Below are 14,317 nucleotides of genomic sequence, written 5' to 3'. Positions count from 1 at the left end.
GCTTCCTGTACCGCCAGGAAAATTACAGGCCGGCAGCGGAACGCAGAGCGTCGGCGCGGTCGGTTTTTTCCCAGGTGAACGTGGAGAAGGTGTCTTCGCCAACAGTCTTGGTCTGCGGAGCACGACCGAAGTGGCCGTAGGCTGCGGTTTCCTGGTACATCGGGTGCAGCAGGTCGAGCATGGTGGTGATCGCGTATGGACGCAGGTCAAACACTTCGCGGACCAGTTTGATGATCTTGTCATCGCTGATCTTGCCGGTGCCGAAGGTGTTCAGCGAGATCGAGGTAGGCTGGGCCACGCCGATCGCGTAGGAAACCTGAATCTCGCAACGCTCGGCCAGGCCGGCAGCGACGATGTTCTTGGCAACATAACGGCCAGCGTAGGCAGCCGAACGGTCAACCTTGGATGGATCTTTACCGGAGAACGCGCCGCCGCCGTGACGAGCCATGCCGCCGTAGCTGTCGACGATGATCTTGCGACCGGTCAGGCCGCAGTCACCCACCGGGCCGCCAATGATGAACTGGCCGGTCGGGTTGATGTGGAACTGGGTGTCCTTGCTCAGCAGTTCGGCAGGCAGCACGTGCTTGACGATCAGCTCCATCACGCCTTCGCGCAGGTCGTTGTACGACACTTCAGGATTGTGCTGGGTCGACAGCACCACGGCGTCGATGCCGACAACCTTGCCGCCTTCGTAACGGCAGGTCACTTGCGACTTGGCGTCCGGGCGCAGCCAAGGCAGCAGACCCGACTTGCGGGCTTCGGCCTGACGCTGCACCAGTTGGTGCGAGAAGGTGATCGGTGCTGGCATCAGCACGTCGGTTTCGTTGCTGGCGTAGCCGAACATCAGGCCCTGGTCGCCGGCGCCCTGATCTTCAGGCTTGGCACGGTCAACACCCTGGTTGATGTCAGGGGACTGCTTGCCGATGATGTTCATCACGCCGCAGGTCGCGCCGTCGAAGCCAACGTCGGAGCTGGTGTAGCCGATGTCGCAAATCACGTCACGAACGATCTGCTCCAGGTCGACCCAGGCGCTGGTGGTCACTTCACCGGCAACGATGGCCACGCCAGTCTTGACCAGGGTTTCCACCGCAACGCGTGCGTGCTTGTCCTGGGCGATGATGGCGTCCAGCACTGCATCGGAAATCTGGTCGGCGATTTTGTCCGGATGTCCTTCAGACACGGACTCGGAGGTGAAGAGGGAGTATTCGCTCATCTCGATGTTTTCCTGAATTTACCGATGGTGAGTGTCGCCAGCCGGTCGCTGAAAATGGCGGACCTGGATCTGGAAACCATTACGTAAGCCTACATAGAGGCTTTCCCCGGGAACGAGTCCCGCAGCGGTGGCCCAACGGGCCAGATCGTCCTGTTCAAACCCCAACCACAGATCACCGCAGGCCTCCCTGGCCCAACTCTGGTTGTGGCTACATAACTCTGTCACGAGCAGGCTACCGCCCGGTTGCAGCAGGCTGGCCATGTGCTTGAGCGCTTCGGCCGGCGCGGCGAAATGGTGCAACACCATGTTCAACACCACGCAATCGGCCTGAAGGCTCACGCCATTCAATGCATCGGCCAATTGCAGGCTGACGTTAGCCAGCTGTTCACGTTCACATACCTGACGGGCCAGTTCGAGCATCGCCGCGCTGTTGTCCAGTGCGGTTACGGTGCCGAAGCGGCGCGCCAGTTCCGGCAGGAATGCACCATCGCCGGGGCCGACTTCAATGGCCGTGGCTGCGCCATTGAAATTCAGTTTGTCGAGCAGGGCCAGCACGCTTTCACGGTACTGCGGCAGGCCGGCAATCAAATCCTGCTGGGCGCGGAATTTCTCCGCGACCCGGGCAAAAAAGTCCTGGCTGTTGGCAGCGCGTTGCCCGTGAACCTGTGCGATCCGGGTTTCCACGTCGGCCGGCAGCGCCAGATTGTCGACTTCTTCTAACAATGCAGCGTGCAACTTGCCGCCCAGCAACTCGGTGTGGGGCAGGGCGCGGCGATAGAAAACCGCATTGCCTTCGCGGCGAGTCGCCACCAGATCCGCCTGCGCCAGCACTTTAAGGTGATGGCTCATGCCGGACTGGCCGATATCGAAAATCTGCGCCAGTTCCAGAACGCCGAACGAGTCGTTGGCCAGGGCGCGCAATACATTCAGCCGCAGTGGATCGCCGCCGGCCTTGCACAGGGCCGCCAGCTCGTCGCAATCGTCATGGCGAATGGAAGGCACACGTAAGTTCATAGGGCTGGCAGTCTAGTGACGGCCGGAAGGCATCGCAAGGTCTATATCAAAAAGTTTTGATATTGCTCGATGGATGGCGCATTCGATTGCACTTCTCACCGTCCGGTCAACTCTACAAACGAACAGCGGAAAGGTTTCACCTGCCGAAACCGATGTTATCCATTGGAAAAACGCCTCCGGATGACTATCTGTCATTGCCCCGAGGCGCTCGGGTGAGGGAAAATGCCCTCCTTTTTTCCGTTTCAATCTATTCACACCCAGGAGATCAGCGATGCCTAGCCGTCGTGAGCGTGCCAACGCCATTCGTGCCCTCAGCATGGATGCCGTGCAAAAAGCCAACAGCGGCCATCCCGGTGCCCCCATGGGTATGGCAGATATCGCCGAAGTGCTTTGGCGCGACTACCTCAAGCACAACCCGAGCAATCCATCGTTCGCCGACCGTGACCGCTTCGTGCTGTCCAACGGCCACGGCTCGATGTTGATCTACTCGCTGCTGCACCTGACCGGTTACGACCTGTCGATCGACGACCTGAAACAGTTCCGTCAATTGCACAGCCGCACCCCCGGCCATCCGGAATTCGGTTACACCCCGGGCGTTGAAACCACCACCGGCCCGTTGGGTCAGGGTCTGGCCAACGCCGTGGGCTTCGCCCTGGCAGAAAAGGTACTGGGCGCCCAGTTCAACCGTCCCGGCCACAACATCGTCGACCACCACACCTACGTGTTCCTGGGTGATGGCTGCATGATGGAAGGCATTTCCCACGAAGTCGCTTCCCTGGCCGGCACTCTGGGCCTGGGCAAGCTGATCGCCTTCTACGATGACAACGGCATCTCCATCGACGGCGAAGTCGAAGGCTGGTTCACCGACGACACGCCGAAGCGTTTCGAAGCCTACAACTGGCAGGTGATCCGCAATGTCGACGGTCACGATCCGGAAGAGATCAAGACCGCCATCGAGACCGCTCGCAAGAGCCCGCTGCCGACCCTGATCTGCTGCAAGACCACCATCGGTTTCGGTTCGCCGAACAAGCAAGGCAAGGAAGATTGCCACGGCGCCCCGCTGGGTGACGCGGAAATCGCCCTGACCCGTCAGGCGCTGAACTGGAACCACGGCCCGTTCGAAATCCCGGCCGACATCTATGCCGAGTGGGACGCCAAGGAAAAAGGCCGCGCTGTCGAAGCCGAGTGGGATCAGCGTTTCGCTGCTTACTCCGCCGCATTCCCGACCGAAGCCAATGAACTGATCCGTCGCCTGAGCGGCGAGCTGCCGGCCGACTTCTCCGAGAAGGCTGACGCCTACATCGCCGACGTTGCGGCCAAAGGCGAAACCATCGCCAGCCGTAAAGCCAGCCAGAACACCTTGAACGCGTTCGGCCCGCTGCTGCCGGAAGTGCTGGGCGGTTCGGCCGACCTGGCCGGTTCCAACCTGACCCTGTGGAAAGGCTGCAAAGGCGTCAGCGCCGAAGACGCCAGCGGCAACTACATGTACTACGGCGTGCGCGAATTCGGCATGACCGCCATCATGAACGGCGTTGCCCTGCACGGCGGTCTGGTGCCTTACGGCGCGACCTTCCTGATGTTCATGGAGTACGCCCGCAACGCCGTGCGCATGTCCGCTCTGATGAAGCAGCGTGTCATCCACGTCTACACCCACGACTCCATCGGTCTGGGCGAAGACGGCCCGACGCACCAGCCGATCGAGCAACTGACCAGCCTGCGCAGCACGCCGAACCTCGACACCTGGCGTCCAGCCGATGCCGTTGAATCGGCCGTGGCCTGGAAAAACGCCCTGGAGCGCAAGGACGGCCCGTCGGCGCTGATCTTCTCGCGTCAGAACCTGCAGCACCAAACCCGTGATGCCGGCCAGATCGCCAACATCAGCCGTGGCGGTTATGTACTGAAGGACTGCGCAGGCGAGCCTGAGCTGATCCTGATCGCCACCGGTTCGGAAGTCGGTCTGGCCGTTCAGGCCTACGACAAACTGACCGAGCAAGGCCGCAAGGTGCGCGTGGTTTCCATGCCATGCACCAGCGCGTTCGATGCTCAGGACGCCAGCTACAAGCAATCGGTCCTGCCGTTGCAGGTTGGCGCGCGTATCGCGATCGAAGCGGCACACGCCGACTTCTGGTTCAAGTACGTGGGTCTGGAAGGTCGCGTGATCGGCATGACCACCTACGGCGAATCGGCTCCGGCTTCGGCACTGTTCGAAGAGTTCGGCTTCACCCTGGAAAACATCCTGGGTCAGGCTGAAGAGCTGCTGGAAGACTGATCCAGAATAGGTGTCGCCTGAACTGACGCCATCGCGAGCAAGCTCGCTCCCACAGGGGATTTGTTGTGTGACACAAATAGTGTTTGCAACATAGGCCCCATGTGGGAGCGAGCTTGCTCGCGATAGCGATGGTTCAGGCGCCATCGCATCAACGGATACACCACGGTAATCGAGAACCCCATGCCTCAACCGCGTCCCTACAAAGTTGCACTCAACGGCTACGGCCGGATTGGTCGTTGCGTCTTGCGTGCGTTGTTCGAGCGAGGCGAGAAGGCAGGGTTTGAAATTGTCGCGATCAACGACCTGGCCGACATGGCCAGCATCGAATACCTGACACGCTTCGACTCCACTCACGGCCGGTTTCCCGGCGAAGTGAGGGTCGACGGCGATTGTCTGCATATTAATGGCGGCTGCGTGAAGGTCCTGCGCAGTGCCACCCCCGAAGGCATCGATTGGGCGTCGGTGGGCGTCGATCTGGTGCTCGAATGCTCCGGCGCCTGGCACACCCGCGCAGACGGCCAGCGTTTCCTCGACGCTGGCGCGCCGCGTGTGCTGTTTTCGCAGCCGATGGCCAGCGAGGCGGATGTCGACGCCACCATCGTCTACGGCGTCAATCAGGATTGCCTGACCGGCGATGAATTGCTGGTGTCCAACGCCTCCTGCACCACCAACTGTGGCGTGCCGCTATTGCGTCTGCTGGATCAGGCAGTCGGCCTGGATTATGTGTCGATCACCACGATTCACTCGGCGATGAACGATCAGCCGGTGATCGATGCCTATCACCACGAAGACCTGCGCCGCACCCGTTCGGCGTTCCAGTCGGTGATCCCGGTTTCCACGGGGCTGGCGCGAGGTATCGAGCGCCTGCTGCCGGAACTTGCCGGGCGAATCCAGGCCAAAGCCGTACGCGTGCCGACGGTCAACGTGTCCTGCCTCGACATCACGATGCAGACCGCGAGCGATACCGACGCCGGCGAGGTCAACCGGATCCTGCGCGAGGCTGCCACCAGCGGCCCGCTCAAAGGTCTGTTGGCCTACACCGAGCTGCCCCACGCAAGTTGTGATTTCAACCATGACCCACATTCGGCCATCGTCGATGCCAGTCAGACCCGCGTTTCCGGCCCCCGGCTGGTGAACATCCTGGCCTGGTTCGACAACGAATGGGGTTTTGCCAACCGAATGCTGGATGTTGCAGAACACTATCTGCAGACAGCGACTTCAAAAAAACCGTAGGAAGTGCGACCCATGACCGTGTTGAAGATGTCCGACCTCGATCTGCAAGGTAAGCGCGTATTGATCCGCGAAGACCTCAACGTCCCAGTCAAGGACGGTGTTGTCACCAGCGATGCGCGTATCCTGGCTTCGCTGCCGACCATCAAGCTGGCCCTGGAAAAAGGCGCGGCCGTGATGGTTTGCTCGCACCTGGGTCGTCCGACCGAAGGCGAGTTCTCCGCCGAGAACAGCCTCAAGCCGGTCGCCGACTACCTGAGCAAGGCGCTGGGTCGTGAAGTGCCGCTGGTAGCTGATTACCTGGGCGGCGTTGACGTCAAGGCCGGCGACATCGTGCTGTTCGAAAACGTGCGCTTCAACAAGGGCGAGAAAAAGAACGCCGACGACCTGGCTCAGCAATACGCCGCCCTTTGCGACGTGTTCGTGATGGACGCTTTCGGCACCGCTCACCGCGCCGAAGGCTCGACCCACGGCGTTGCCAAGTTCGCCAAAGTCGCTGCTGCCGGCCCGCTGCTGGCCGCTGAGCTCGACGCACTGGGCAAAGCCCTCGGCTCCCCTGCCAAGCCGATGGCGGCCATCGTTGCCGGCTCCAAGGTCTCCACCAAACTCGACGTGCTGAACAGCCTGAGCCAGATCTGCGATCAACTGATCGTCGGCGGCGGCATCGCCAACACCTTCCTGGCTGCAGCCGGTCACCCGGTCGGCAAGTCGCTGTATGAGCCGGACCTGCTGGACACCGCCCGTGCCATCGCCGCCAAAGTCAGCGTCCCGCTGCCGGTGGACGTAGTGGTTGCCAAGGAATTCGCTGAAAGCGCCGAAGCGACCGTGAAGCTGATCGCTGACGTCGCTGCCGACGACATGATCCTCGACATCGGCCCGCAAACCGCGGCCAACTTTGCCCAACTGCTGAAGTCGTCGAAAACCATTCTGTGGAACGGCCCGGTCGGCGTGTTCGAATTCGACCAGTTCGGCAACGGCACCAAAGTGCTGGCCGAAGCCATCGCCGAAAGCGCGGCGTTCTCGATTGCCGGCGGTGGCGACACCCTGGCCGCCATCGATAAATATGGCGTGGCAGAAAAGATCTCCTACATTTCCACCGGTGGTGGCGCGTTTCTCGAATTCGTCGAAGGCAAGGAGCTGCCGGCCGTTGAAGTCCTGGAAAGCCGGGCCAAGGCCTGAGGCCGCCCGTTTGGCCAGGCAAAGGAGTGTTCAGATGGTCAAGTCGTTAGCGCTGTTGTTGCTGACCGGTACATTGGCAGCCTGCGGGAGTAACCCGAAGGCTGCGCCGGAGCCGGCACCCGGCGAGGCACAGAAGGGCTGCTACCAGGCCGACTGGCAGGCCGAAACCAACCCGGTGCTGAACAAGCGCTCGGGGCCGGACGGTCTGGACAAATACGAGACGCAAACCCCGGCCAAGGAACATGGTTGTCCTTGACCGGTCTGACTCTTTACTCAAGTCCGGCGGCGTGCGCTGCCGGTCGAGGAACACGGATGAAAGGTTTGATCGCCGTTGCGGCACTGGGCTTGTTGGGTGGTTGTGCGCAGTGGAACCCGTTCCAGTCGTCCGCTCCTGTGGATAACTGGACCACCTGGACCTGCGACAGCCAGGCCAAGGTGCTGTGGCGTTACACCGACGCCGGCCAGAAGGCAGTCGATGTGCGACTGGGCGGTGGCGATCAGGTCTATCGCCTGAAAGAAGAGCCGGGCGCCTCGGGCACGTTGTACAGCGACGACATGCTGGCGTTTCACATCAAAGGTAATGAAGGCCTGGTCTACTGGGTCGCTACCAATGATCTGATCGGCCGGGGCTGCAAAGCCCAATAACACAGAATTTGCTTTATCGAATCACCAGGCCGGGCCTCAACCCCCGATCTGCAATCACTTGAATAGCCGCCGCCGCTCCGGCAGGCTGGCACGATTAACGACCCAAACCGGGAGAGAGACACACAATGGCACTTATCAGCATGCGCCAGATGCTGGACCACGCAGCCGAGTTCGGCTACGGCGTTCCAGCCTTCAACGTCAACAACCTTGAGCAGATGCGCGCCATCATGGAAGCCGCTGACAAGACTGACTCCCCGGTGATCGTCCAGGCTTCGGCCGGCGCTCGCAAATACGCCGGCGCCCCGTTCCTGCGTCACCTGATCCTGGCCGCGATCGAAGAATTCCCGCACATCCCGGTGTGCATGCACCAGGACCACGGCACCAGCCCTGACGTCTGCCAGCGCTCGATCCAGCTGGGCTTCAGCTCGGTGATGATGGACGGCTCCCTCGGCGAAGACGGCAAGACTCCGACCGACTACGAATACAACGTCCGCGTGACCCAACAAACTGTCGCCATGGCTCACGCCTGCGGCGTTTCGGTTGAGGGCGAGCTGGGCTGCCTGGGTTCGCTGGAAACCGGCATGGCCGGTGAAGAAGACGGCATCGGCGCCGAAGGCGTTCTGGATCACAGCCAGATGCTGACCGACCCGGAAGAAGCCGCTGACTTCGTCAAGAAGACCCAAGTTGATGCCCTGGCCATCGCTATCGGCACCAGCCACGGCGCCTACAAGTTCACCAAGCCGCCTACCGGTGACGTGCTGGCGATCGACCGCATCAAGGAAATCCACAAGCGCATTCCGAACACCCACCTGGTGATGCACGGTTCCTCGTCGGTTCCGCAAGAGTGGCTGGCGATCATCAACCAGTACGGCGGCGACATCAAAGAAACCTACGGCGTACCGGTTGAAGAAATCGTCGAAGGCATCAAGCACGGCGTGCGCAAGGTCAACATCGACACCGACCTGCGTCTGGCATCCACCGGCGCCATGCGTCGCCTGATGGCCACCAACCCGAGCGAATTCGACCCGCGTAAATTCTTCGGCGAAACCGTGAAGGCGATGCGCGACGTATGTATCGCTCGTTACGAAGCTTTCGGTACTGCCGGCAATGCTTCGAAGATCAAGCCGATCTCGCTGGAAAGCATGTATCAGCGTTATCTGAAGGGTGAGTTGAACGCCAAGGTCAATTGAGACTGGGTGTTGAGCTGATTGAATAAAAAATCCGCCGAGAGGCGGATTTTTTATGGGCGACGATATTCTTGGGCCATGAGGTTATCCAAAAGTAAGAGCAAACGGCGCTGCTGTTTGCTCAATGGCATGATAAATAAATCTGTCCCCATAAGTTCTTGTTTCGCTGTCCCCATAAGCTCTTCATAGTTCTCTAGAGCTCTTGGAGTCGTCGGTTGGCTTATGCAGGGCGGTATGTATATCTTTTTACCTTGACGGTTTCAGTTGACTCCTCAATTGTTTCTTGCGCTTCGAAGGTAAATTTCAATGCATAAGTAGTTGAGTCGCTTCTAACATAGCCTTGTTGTAATTGTTGTCCGTTTGAACCCTCCACGTACCCGGGATTATTGTAGCGATCCCAAATCCACGGAGTGCTATCAGGTTCAGGAGGGATATAGGGTTTAACAGTAATTGGTTTTGGGTCGGCGGGTGGGAAACTAGGTATGCTTACGGTTTCTGCGATTCCCGGATAGATATTTGGGGAGTCAGGCTGCGGGTTGAAAGCTGCTGGCTTTGAGCCAACATAATCAAGTATATGATAATCAAAATTGTCTAGCTGCAGTGCAGTGATATCAGTCTTTCTAATAGTTTCTAATATGCCTGCTGTATTCTTTACTTTTACGCTTGCGCCGTCTATCGATTCGATGGTGCCGTCGACCAATTTGTTTTTTTTTGTGATCGCGGTGAATTTGTCGCCAGTGCGCAGGTGCACCTGGCGTTGTACGTTTTGTGTTGTACTCATGTCAGTTACTCCAGGTTTCTTGGTGTGATGGTGTTAAAGTGACCGATAACAGATTTATTTATTCTGCAGATGAACTCATTGGTTTGGTGTGTATGGCAAATTTATAAATTACGCCCCCTCAATTTTTCACTTTGGTATTCAATGATCCGGTTTTCTAAGGTTTCTGGATCGTGAAGAAAAGAGACTGCATGACATAAACAGTGTTGTTCACTGCGTCTGTCACAGAGCCATAGCACTCGATCAGGCCGTTATCCAGTTTGTCCATGGCTGGAATGCCCATGAAAATCCTTACATCGGTATTGTTGAAGTTGCTGGGTAGTGTCAGCTGGTTGATGAATGAGTTTGCAGTTATGCCTGTGGTTGTGTTGTCTGCATAAAAGTCTACGACCATGCCGGGTATGAAAGGAATGGATGTTGGAAGCAAAAAATTACAGCCGCCCAGAAATTGATACTTGCCGTAAGGTTTGTTGTACAAGGTATAGGCGACGTTATTGGTGTCTCTTGGTTTTACACCCATGATGGGTTCCGCTCTTTCAGTTGTTGTGTCTGAATAGAAATGGGCAAATGGTTCTTTAACTACAACGTATTGGGTGGCCATGGAGAGCTTCCTTTTTTAGTTAAGGTGGTCACGCTGTCTTTCAATGCTTGAGGAAAGATGAGGGGCTTTTTATGGGGGCGGATTCATATGTTAAATAAATCTGTCCCCTTAAAGTCACTTAAAGTCATTTTGCCGAAACAAGCTATACGGTTTGTTGTAGAGCGTGTAGGCAACATTGTTCATATCCTTGGGGTCGAAACCTATTTTTCGTTCTGCTGGAATATTGCTATCGGAGTAAAAAACTAGAGGTGCAGGAGAAACGATGTACTTAGCCATGTGAAGTGCCTCCGTTGGCTGGTGAGTATTTTGCGGTGTATAAAAATCGAATGGTCTACATGGAAGGAAAAAGGGGAAGATTTATTTGTTGATAAATAAATCCGTCCCCTTTTTCTCCCCTTTTTTCTATTTTTTTAAGCTCACCTTTCTGATCTTTCAAGGTTTCACTGGGTCACCGTACCTATAATCTCCCCATGGCGTTGCAGGATGACCAAGAGAAGCAGTGGCAGCAGCGTAAATCGCCTGACACCTCCAGCAAACGCAAAGGTTCGAGTGCCAACTTGTTTGTTGCCCAGGATAATCAGGGACATTCCAAGCGTGCTCTGGGCGTGGAACTAAGGGTGGCTCACCGTCATCCCAATTAGTGCTCCCGGCACCGGGCGTTCCCCAAAATGCAATCAAGCCGCCTGAGACTGCACCATTACCATTCCTTGGATAAGCAGTGAGCGTTTGCGTACCAACTGAAAGTTGGTTTTTAGGCGGTTCTTTGAAACTTATTTTTGTAAGGAGTGTTGTATTCCTGAATAGGTAGGGTTTCAGTTTGCTTGGAGCACTATTAGGTGCGGCAATTAAAGAGGTTGCGGTCTGGTCGATTCCAATTATTCGCATGTCGAAAAGTGCTGACCCGTCGTGGGTGAAGTTGATAGTGTCGCCAATTTTGTATTGCAAACCTTCGCCCTGGGAGTGAAAGATAGTCATTCTGTTCTCCATCATCTTTTGATGTTTTAAAAAGTTAACTCGCTATTTTTTTGTGGCTGCTTGCCACTCAACGTAGCTCTCTCGGTATAGTTCAATGTCAGAGATTTCCTCGGTAATACTTGTTCCGTCGAGACGTGTGGCGTAAATTTTTCTGTTAATCATATCTATGTTGTCTAATACGACTGTTTCGCTTGTGCCGTCAGGTCTTCTAATCCAGCATTTCGCGCCCCTACCTATAGAGTCGAATGGGAAAAGCACAAATGGAACTGACCGCTGGGTTGATATTGTTGGTGTGGAAGTGCTCATGGTTTGATTCTCCGTTTGGTTGTTGGGGGGATATAGCTTGATAGGGAAGATTTGTGATTTTGTATATGGCGGTTTTTATATGCTCTGCGATCGTGTGTGTCTTATCCTACTAGTTAAAAATTTCTGTCTGGCCCAACTTGGTACGTTTCGTTGTTCTTGGGTTATGGCTGTTGTATGGTAATGATCGCTGGAGAGGATTATGTAAATCCTGTTGTTCGCTGTATCAGTCACCGAGCCGTAGCATTCAATATCTCCAGTGTCCAGTATTCTCATGGCCGGCATTCCAGCAAAAACTTTAAGCGGTTGAGGTCCTAATATTTGACGGTTATGTGAGAACAAATTGGCAGGGTTGTTGGTCATGATGTTGTCACCATATGCATCGGGTGTTTGGCCAACTTGTAAAGGGATTGAAGGGTCAATAGCCAAGTTGAATTCACCTAGCCTCTGGAATTGCCCATAGGGTTTTCCATATAGTGTATAAGCGGCGTTTTGGGGAAACTTAGTGTCAATGCCGATAGTTTTTTCGGCAGGAATTGTAGAGTCCGAATAAAAAAACGTTGTAGCTGAAGTCACTATGTATGTCGGTTGTGCCATGATTTATGGCTCCTAAACTATTAAGCTTCATGCGGGCGTACCTATTGAGTCGCGCCGCTGTCGAGTGGAAAATGGTGCGTAGGGTTTTTATGATTGTCTGGATATATTTTTCCATTGTTACGTTGTCGATATAGAGAGACAAGTCCCCAGCCATTGGTGTGTTGGCGGGGAGTTTTATGCTGATACCGGATAGGCGCTGGTAAGACGCATAAGGTAGTCCGTGAATCTGGTAGACAACATTTTGAGGGTCTTTCATATTAACCCCGAATGGTGACTTTAGTGGGTGCTGTACAGCGTCGCTGTAATAAAGAGTTACTCCTGGAAGTACGACGTACTTGGCCATGATGCTCTCTCTTGGTTACTCGAGGTTTGTTGGCTTTGGTGTCAATAGTGTGAGTTGTTTTTCTGGTTTTTCTAACTGTCAAATATGACAGTTTTTTATATCAATTACTTATTTGTTCAAAATCGAATAGTTATATGTCGATACTGGTTTTTTGCGACGTATTAAGAAGGTGACGGATTTATTGTTGGCAGTTTTTCGGTACTGCGCGAAGAAAACCCGCCTATGGCGGGTTCTGTGGTAGATGAGTTACCTCAGCCAGTTGCTGATTAAGTTTTTGGCTCCACGTGGTCCAGCGCCTGATTCACCGCCAGTTCTCCAAGCATCACCAGTTGCGCAATGCCTATCGCAGTCTTGCGGTCGGCGGGAGGGAGGGTGGCGGCGAAGTTGTTGAGCATTTCGCTGGCGGAGCCGAGGGTTTCGCTGGCGTTGGCCAGGAGGGATTCGGTGTTGTAGGCGGGGTTGGCGAAGTACATGGGGTCGGGTTCGTTGACCGTGGCCATGATACGGGCGCCGGGGCAGAGGTAGTGGTCGAGGGCGCGTTCGGCGGCTTCGTTGAGTTTTTTGGGGTCGAGGGAATCGTAGGGGGAGGCCGGATCGGTTTCTGGCGGGTTAGGCGTAGGTTTGAACATAAGCTGAAAACTCCTGTAAGGAGCTGCCGGTCCTTCCCTACTAAAAGAAGGGTGGCAGCTGTGCGCAGGTTAGTAGACCGGGGAGTATTCAGCATTAACCGGCGCGCCGAAGCGCCCTGCGCACAGCCACCATCACAGTCAGACTGGAATGTCTGATGGACAGCGCGTTGCACGTAGCTGAAAACACCACAGGCTACTAAACCCGATCACTGCGAATCAGTGACCCGAATCAAGTTACCGACGGCCCTCCAGGCGCACAAGCCGGCGGATTCTGGCGTACCGGTAGGCAGCGACGCAAGCCGTTGTAGGCTTCAGGACGTAACGCGAATCGTCTTTAAACAGCAGCCTTAAACGTGTGTGCCACCGCTATTTATTGTGATCGATATCCAGCTTGCTGAACGTCACCTGCCCGCCCTCGCTGGTGTACCCGGTGTTGTCCTGCACATACACGCCGGCCTTGAAATACAGCGGCTTGTTGCGCCACGTCGCGCTGATCTGCGAATCCCACTGATACCCGGCCGCACTCACGCCCAGCGCGCCGCCGGGGCTCAGGTGAATGAGGTAGTTGAACTCGCGATTGAGTTTGATCCCGGTGGCGAGGGTGATGACGCGGCTTTCGTCCTGATCCGGATGGGTGCGCAGTTTGATCACCAGGTTGCCGGTCTCGGTTTTGTCTTTGTATTGGTACTCAAGCTTGAGCATCGGCTTCTGGCTTTCATAGGCATGGATCTGCCCGATGACGATCTTGCCGGAGCTGGGCACCTTGTTGACCGAGAGGGTCGCGCGCAGCAGGTTGTCGGCGTCCGGGTAATACCAGTTGCGCAGGGTGCCGTTGCTGTAGGTTTCACGAAGTTCGGTACGCGGGTAGATGGCGTTTTCGGTTTTCGAGCCGGTCACCGGGGACCAGAAGAACAGGGTGCCGGTGTCGGAATGGAAGTACTGATCCTTGAAGCCGTTCACCAGTCTGGAGGTTTCGACGGTGTAGGGCGGGCTGCCAACGGGAACGCTGAGGTTCCAGGTTGCGAGGTCGATCATGTCGGTTCTTCCACTCTGTTGCAGTTGTACGCGCGTGCCAGATGCTCTAGCCCGCGGTTCTTGGGGGCGGCCTTTATAAGCGTAGTGGGATTTTTTGTTAACGGCCGTCTGGCGGATGATTGGCGTCAACAACCTGTCGAAATGCCATGTTTCCCGGTTTTCGAGGGCTTCAGCGGTGACCGTTAGTCGGCTGCCTATCGGTTTGGTTAAATGATGGCTGGATGACAGCTATTGCTTTTACAGATCCCGGACTAGAGTGAACGCTCAGTGACTGTACGGTTTTCACGAGAAAACGCCGGAACACTGATCCGAGATGCCC

General features: G+C 56.0%; 15 protein-coding genes. 6 read left to right on the top strand and 9 right to left on the bottom strand.

The features are described 5' to 3' along the window. Positions 1 to 22: 22 nt before the first annotated feature. Together metK and MKZ87_RS16710 are read right to left on the bottom strand one after the other, a co-directional pair. On the bottom strand, positions 23 to 1,213 hold the full coding sequence (metK, locus tag MKZ87_RS16715) for a methionine adenosyltransferase (RefSeq protein ID WP_011336330.1): 1,191 nt from the start codon (positions 1,211 to 1,213) through the stop codon (positions 23 to 25). Positions 1,214 to 1,231: 18 nt separating this feature from the next. After that, positions 1,232 to 2,227 carry an ArsR/SmtB family transcription factor gene (locus MKZ87_RS16710; RefSeq protein WP_007959700.1) on the bottom strand — a complete coding sequence of 332 codons (996 nt, stop codon included), beginning with the start codon at positions 2,225 to 2,227 and terminating at the stop codon, positions 1,232 to 1,234. Positions 2,228 to 2,498: 271 nt separating this feature from the next. On the opposite strand from MKZ87_RS16710, the gene tkt reads away from it, so the two are divergent. From tkt to fba, 6 genes are all read left to right on the top strand, one after another. Then, a complete protein-coding gene (tkt, locus tag MKZ87_RS16705; protein ID WP_085697811.1) occupies positions 2,499 to 4,496 on the top strand; it encodes a transketolase in 1,998 nt (665 codons plus the stop codon). Positions 4,497 to 4,676: 180 nt separating this feature from the next. Then, positions 4,677 to 5,729 (top strand): erythrose-4-phosphate dehydrogenase, encoded by a 1,053-nt coding sequence (gene epd / locus MKZ87_RS16700; protein WP_085702883.1) that lies wholly within the window; start codon positions 4,677 to 4,679, stop codon positions 5,727 to 5,729. A gap of 12 nt (positions 5,730 to 5,741) precedes the next feature. Then, positions 5,742 to 6,905, top strand: coding sequence for a phosphoglycerate kinase (locus tag MKZ87_RS16695; protein ID WP_266201339.1), 1,164 nt, complete (start codon positions 5,742 to 5,744; stop codon positions 6,903 to 6,905). 34 nt (positions 6,906 to 6,939) lie between these two features. Then, on the top strand, positions 6,940 to 7,161 hold the full coding sequence (locus tag MKZ87_RS16690; RefSeq protein WP_085697808.1) for a hypothetical protein: 222 nt from the start codon (positions 6,940 to 6,942) through the stop codon (positions 7,159 to 7,161). A gap of 56 nt (positions 7,162 to 7,217) precedes the next feature. Beyond that, positions 7,218 to 7,550, top strand: a complete 333-nt coding sequence (locus MKZ87_RS16685; protein ID WP_085697807.1) for an MliC family protein — start codon at positions 7,218 to 7,220, stop codon at positions 7,548 to 7,550. A 125-nt stretch (positions 7,551 to 7,675) separates the two neighbouring features. Beyond that, positions 7,676 to 8,740 (top strand): class II fructose-bisphosphate aldolase, encoded by a 1,065-nt coding sequence (fba, locus tag MKZ87_RS16680; protein ID WP_007959708.1) that lies wholly within the window; start codon positions 7,676 to 7,678, stop codon positions 8,738 to 8,740. Between the two features lie 217 nt (positions 8,741 to 8,957). On the opposite strand, the gene MKZ87_RS16675 is transcribed toward fba, so the two are convergent. From MKZ87_RS16675 to MKZ87_RS16645, 7 genes are all read right to left on the bottom strand, one after another. Further along, complete coding sequence (locus tag MKZ87_RS16675; RefSeq protein ID WP_139832587.1) at positions 8,958 to 9,518, bottom strand: hypothetical protein; 561 nt, start codon at positions 9,516 to 9,518, stop codon at positions 8,958 to 8,960. Between the two features lie 154 nt (positions 9,519 to 9,672). Beyond that, positions 9,673 to 10,116 carry a hypothetical protein gene (locus tag MKZ87_RS16670; RefSeq protein WP_085697806.1) on the bottom strand — a complete coding sequence of 148 codons (444 nt, stop codon included), beginning with the start codon at positions 10,114 to 10,116 and terminating at the stop codon, positions 9,673 to 9,675. A gap of 114 nt (positions 10,117 to 10,230) precedes the next feature. Beyond that, positions 10,231 to 10,392 (bottom strand): hypothetical protein, encoded by a 162-nt coding sequence (locus MKZ87_RS16665; RefSeq protein WP_170929723.1) that lies wholly within the window; start codon positions 10,390 to 10,392, stop codon positions 10,231 to 10,233. 156 nt (positions 10,393 to 10,548) lie between these two features. Beyond that, on the bottom strand, positions 10,549 to 11,091 hold the full coding sequence (locus MKZ87_RS16660) for a hypothetical protein (protein WP_139832586.1): 543 nt from the start codon (positions 11,089 to 11,091) through the stop codon (positions 10,549 to 10,551). Between the two features lie 811 nt (positions 11,092 to 11,902). Next, positions 11,903 to 12,334, bottom strand: coding sequence for a hypothetical protein (locus tag MKZ87_RS16655; protein ID WP_085697805.1), 432 nt, complete (start codon positions 12,332 to 12,334; stop codon positions 11,903 to 11,905). Positions 12,335 to 12,600: 266 nt separating this feature from the next. Beyond that, positions 12,601 to 12,963: a DUF6124 family protein gene (locus tag MKZ87_RS16650; protein ID WP_085697804.1), complete on the bottom strand. Its 363-nt coding sequence runs from the start codon at positions 12,961 to 12,963 to the stop codon at positions 12,601 to 12,603. A gap of 366 nt (positions 12,964 to 13,329) precedes the next feature. Next, positions 13,330 to 13,998: a polysaccharide lyase family 7 protein gene (locus tag MKZ87_RS16645; RefSeq protein ID WP_227233749.1), complete on the bottom strand. Its 669-nt coding sequence runs from the start codon at positions 13,996 to 13,998 to the stop codon at positions 13,330 to 13,332. Positions 13,999 to 14,317 lie beyond the last annotated feature (319 nt).

The organism is Pseudomonas sp. MCal1, from assembly GCF_026341415.1.
Taxonomy (GTDB): Bacteria; Pseudomonadota; Gammaproteobacteria; order Pseudomonadales; family Pseudomonadaceae; genus Aquipseudomonas.
This window is presented reverse-complemented; position numbering and strand designations above follow the sequence as displayed.

Coding starts and splice junctions, on each gene's coding strand:
- metK (WP_011336330.1), bottom strand. CDS start 1,213: ATGAGCGAATACTCCCTCTTCACCTCCGAGTCCGTGTCTGAAGGACAT.
- MKZ87_RS16710 (WP_007959700.1), bottom strand. CDS start 2,227: ATGAACTTACGTGTGCCTTCCATTCGCCATGACGATTGCGACGAGCTG.
- tkt (WP_085697811.1), top strand. CDS start 2,499: ATGCCTAGCCGTCGTGAGCGTGCCAACGCCATTCGTGCCCTCAGCATG.
- epd (WP_085702883.1), top strand. CDS start 4,677: ATGCCTCAACCGCGTCCCTACAAAGTTGCACTCAACGGCTACGGCCGG.
- MKZ87_RS16695 (WP_266201339.1), top strand. CDS start 5,742: ATGACCGTGTTGAAGATGTCCGACCTCGATCTGCAAGGTAAGCGCGTA.
- MKZ87_RS16690 (WP_085697808.1), top strand. CDS start 6,940: ATGGTCAAGTCGTTAGCGCTGTTGTTGCTGACCGGTACATTGGCAGCC.
- MKZ87_RS16685 (WP_085697807.1), top strand. CDS start 7,218: ATGAAAGGTTTGATCGCCGTTGCGGCACTGGGCTTGTTGGGTGGTTGT.
- fba (WP_007959708.1), top strand. CDS start 7,676: ATGGCACTTATCAGCATGCGCCAGATGCTGGACCACGCAGCCGAGTTC.
- MKZ87_RS16675 (WP_139832587.1), bottom strand. CDS start 9,518: ATGAGTACAACACAAAACGTACAACGCCAGGTGCACCTGCGCACTGGC.
- MKZ87_RS16670 (WP_085697806.1), bottom strand. CDS start 10,116: ATGGCCACCCAATACGTTGTAGTTAAAGAACCATTTGCCCATTTCTAT.
- MKZ87_RS16665 (WP_170929723.1), bottom strand. CDS start 10,392: ATGGCTAAGTACATCGTTTCTCCTGCACCTCTAGTTTTTTACTCCGAT.
- MKZ87_RS16660 (WP_139832586.1), bottom strand. CDS start 11,091: ATGACTATCTTTCACTCCCAGGGCGAAGGTTTGCAATACAAAATTGGC.
- MKZ87_RS16655 (WP_085697805.1), bottom strand. CDS start 12,334: ATGGCCAAGTACGTCGTACTTCCAGGAGTAACTCTTTATTACAGCGAC.
- MKZ87_RS16650 (WP_085697804.1), bottom strand. CDS start 12,963: ATGTTCAAACCTACGCCTAACCCGCCAGAAACCGATCCGGCCTCCCCC.
- MKZ87_RS16645 (WP_227233749.1), bottom strand. CDS start 13,998: ATGATCGACCTCGCAACCTGGAACCTCAGCGTTCCCGTTGGCAGCCCG.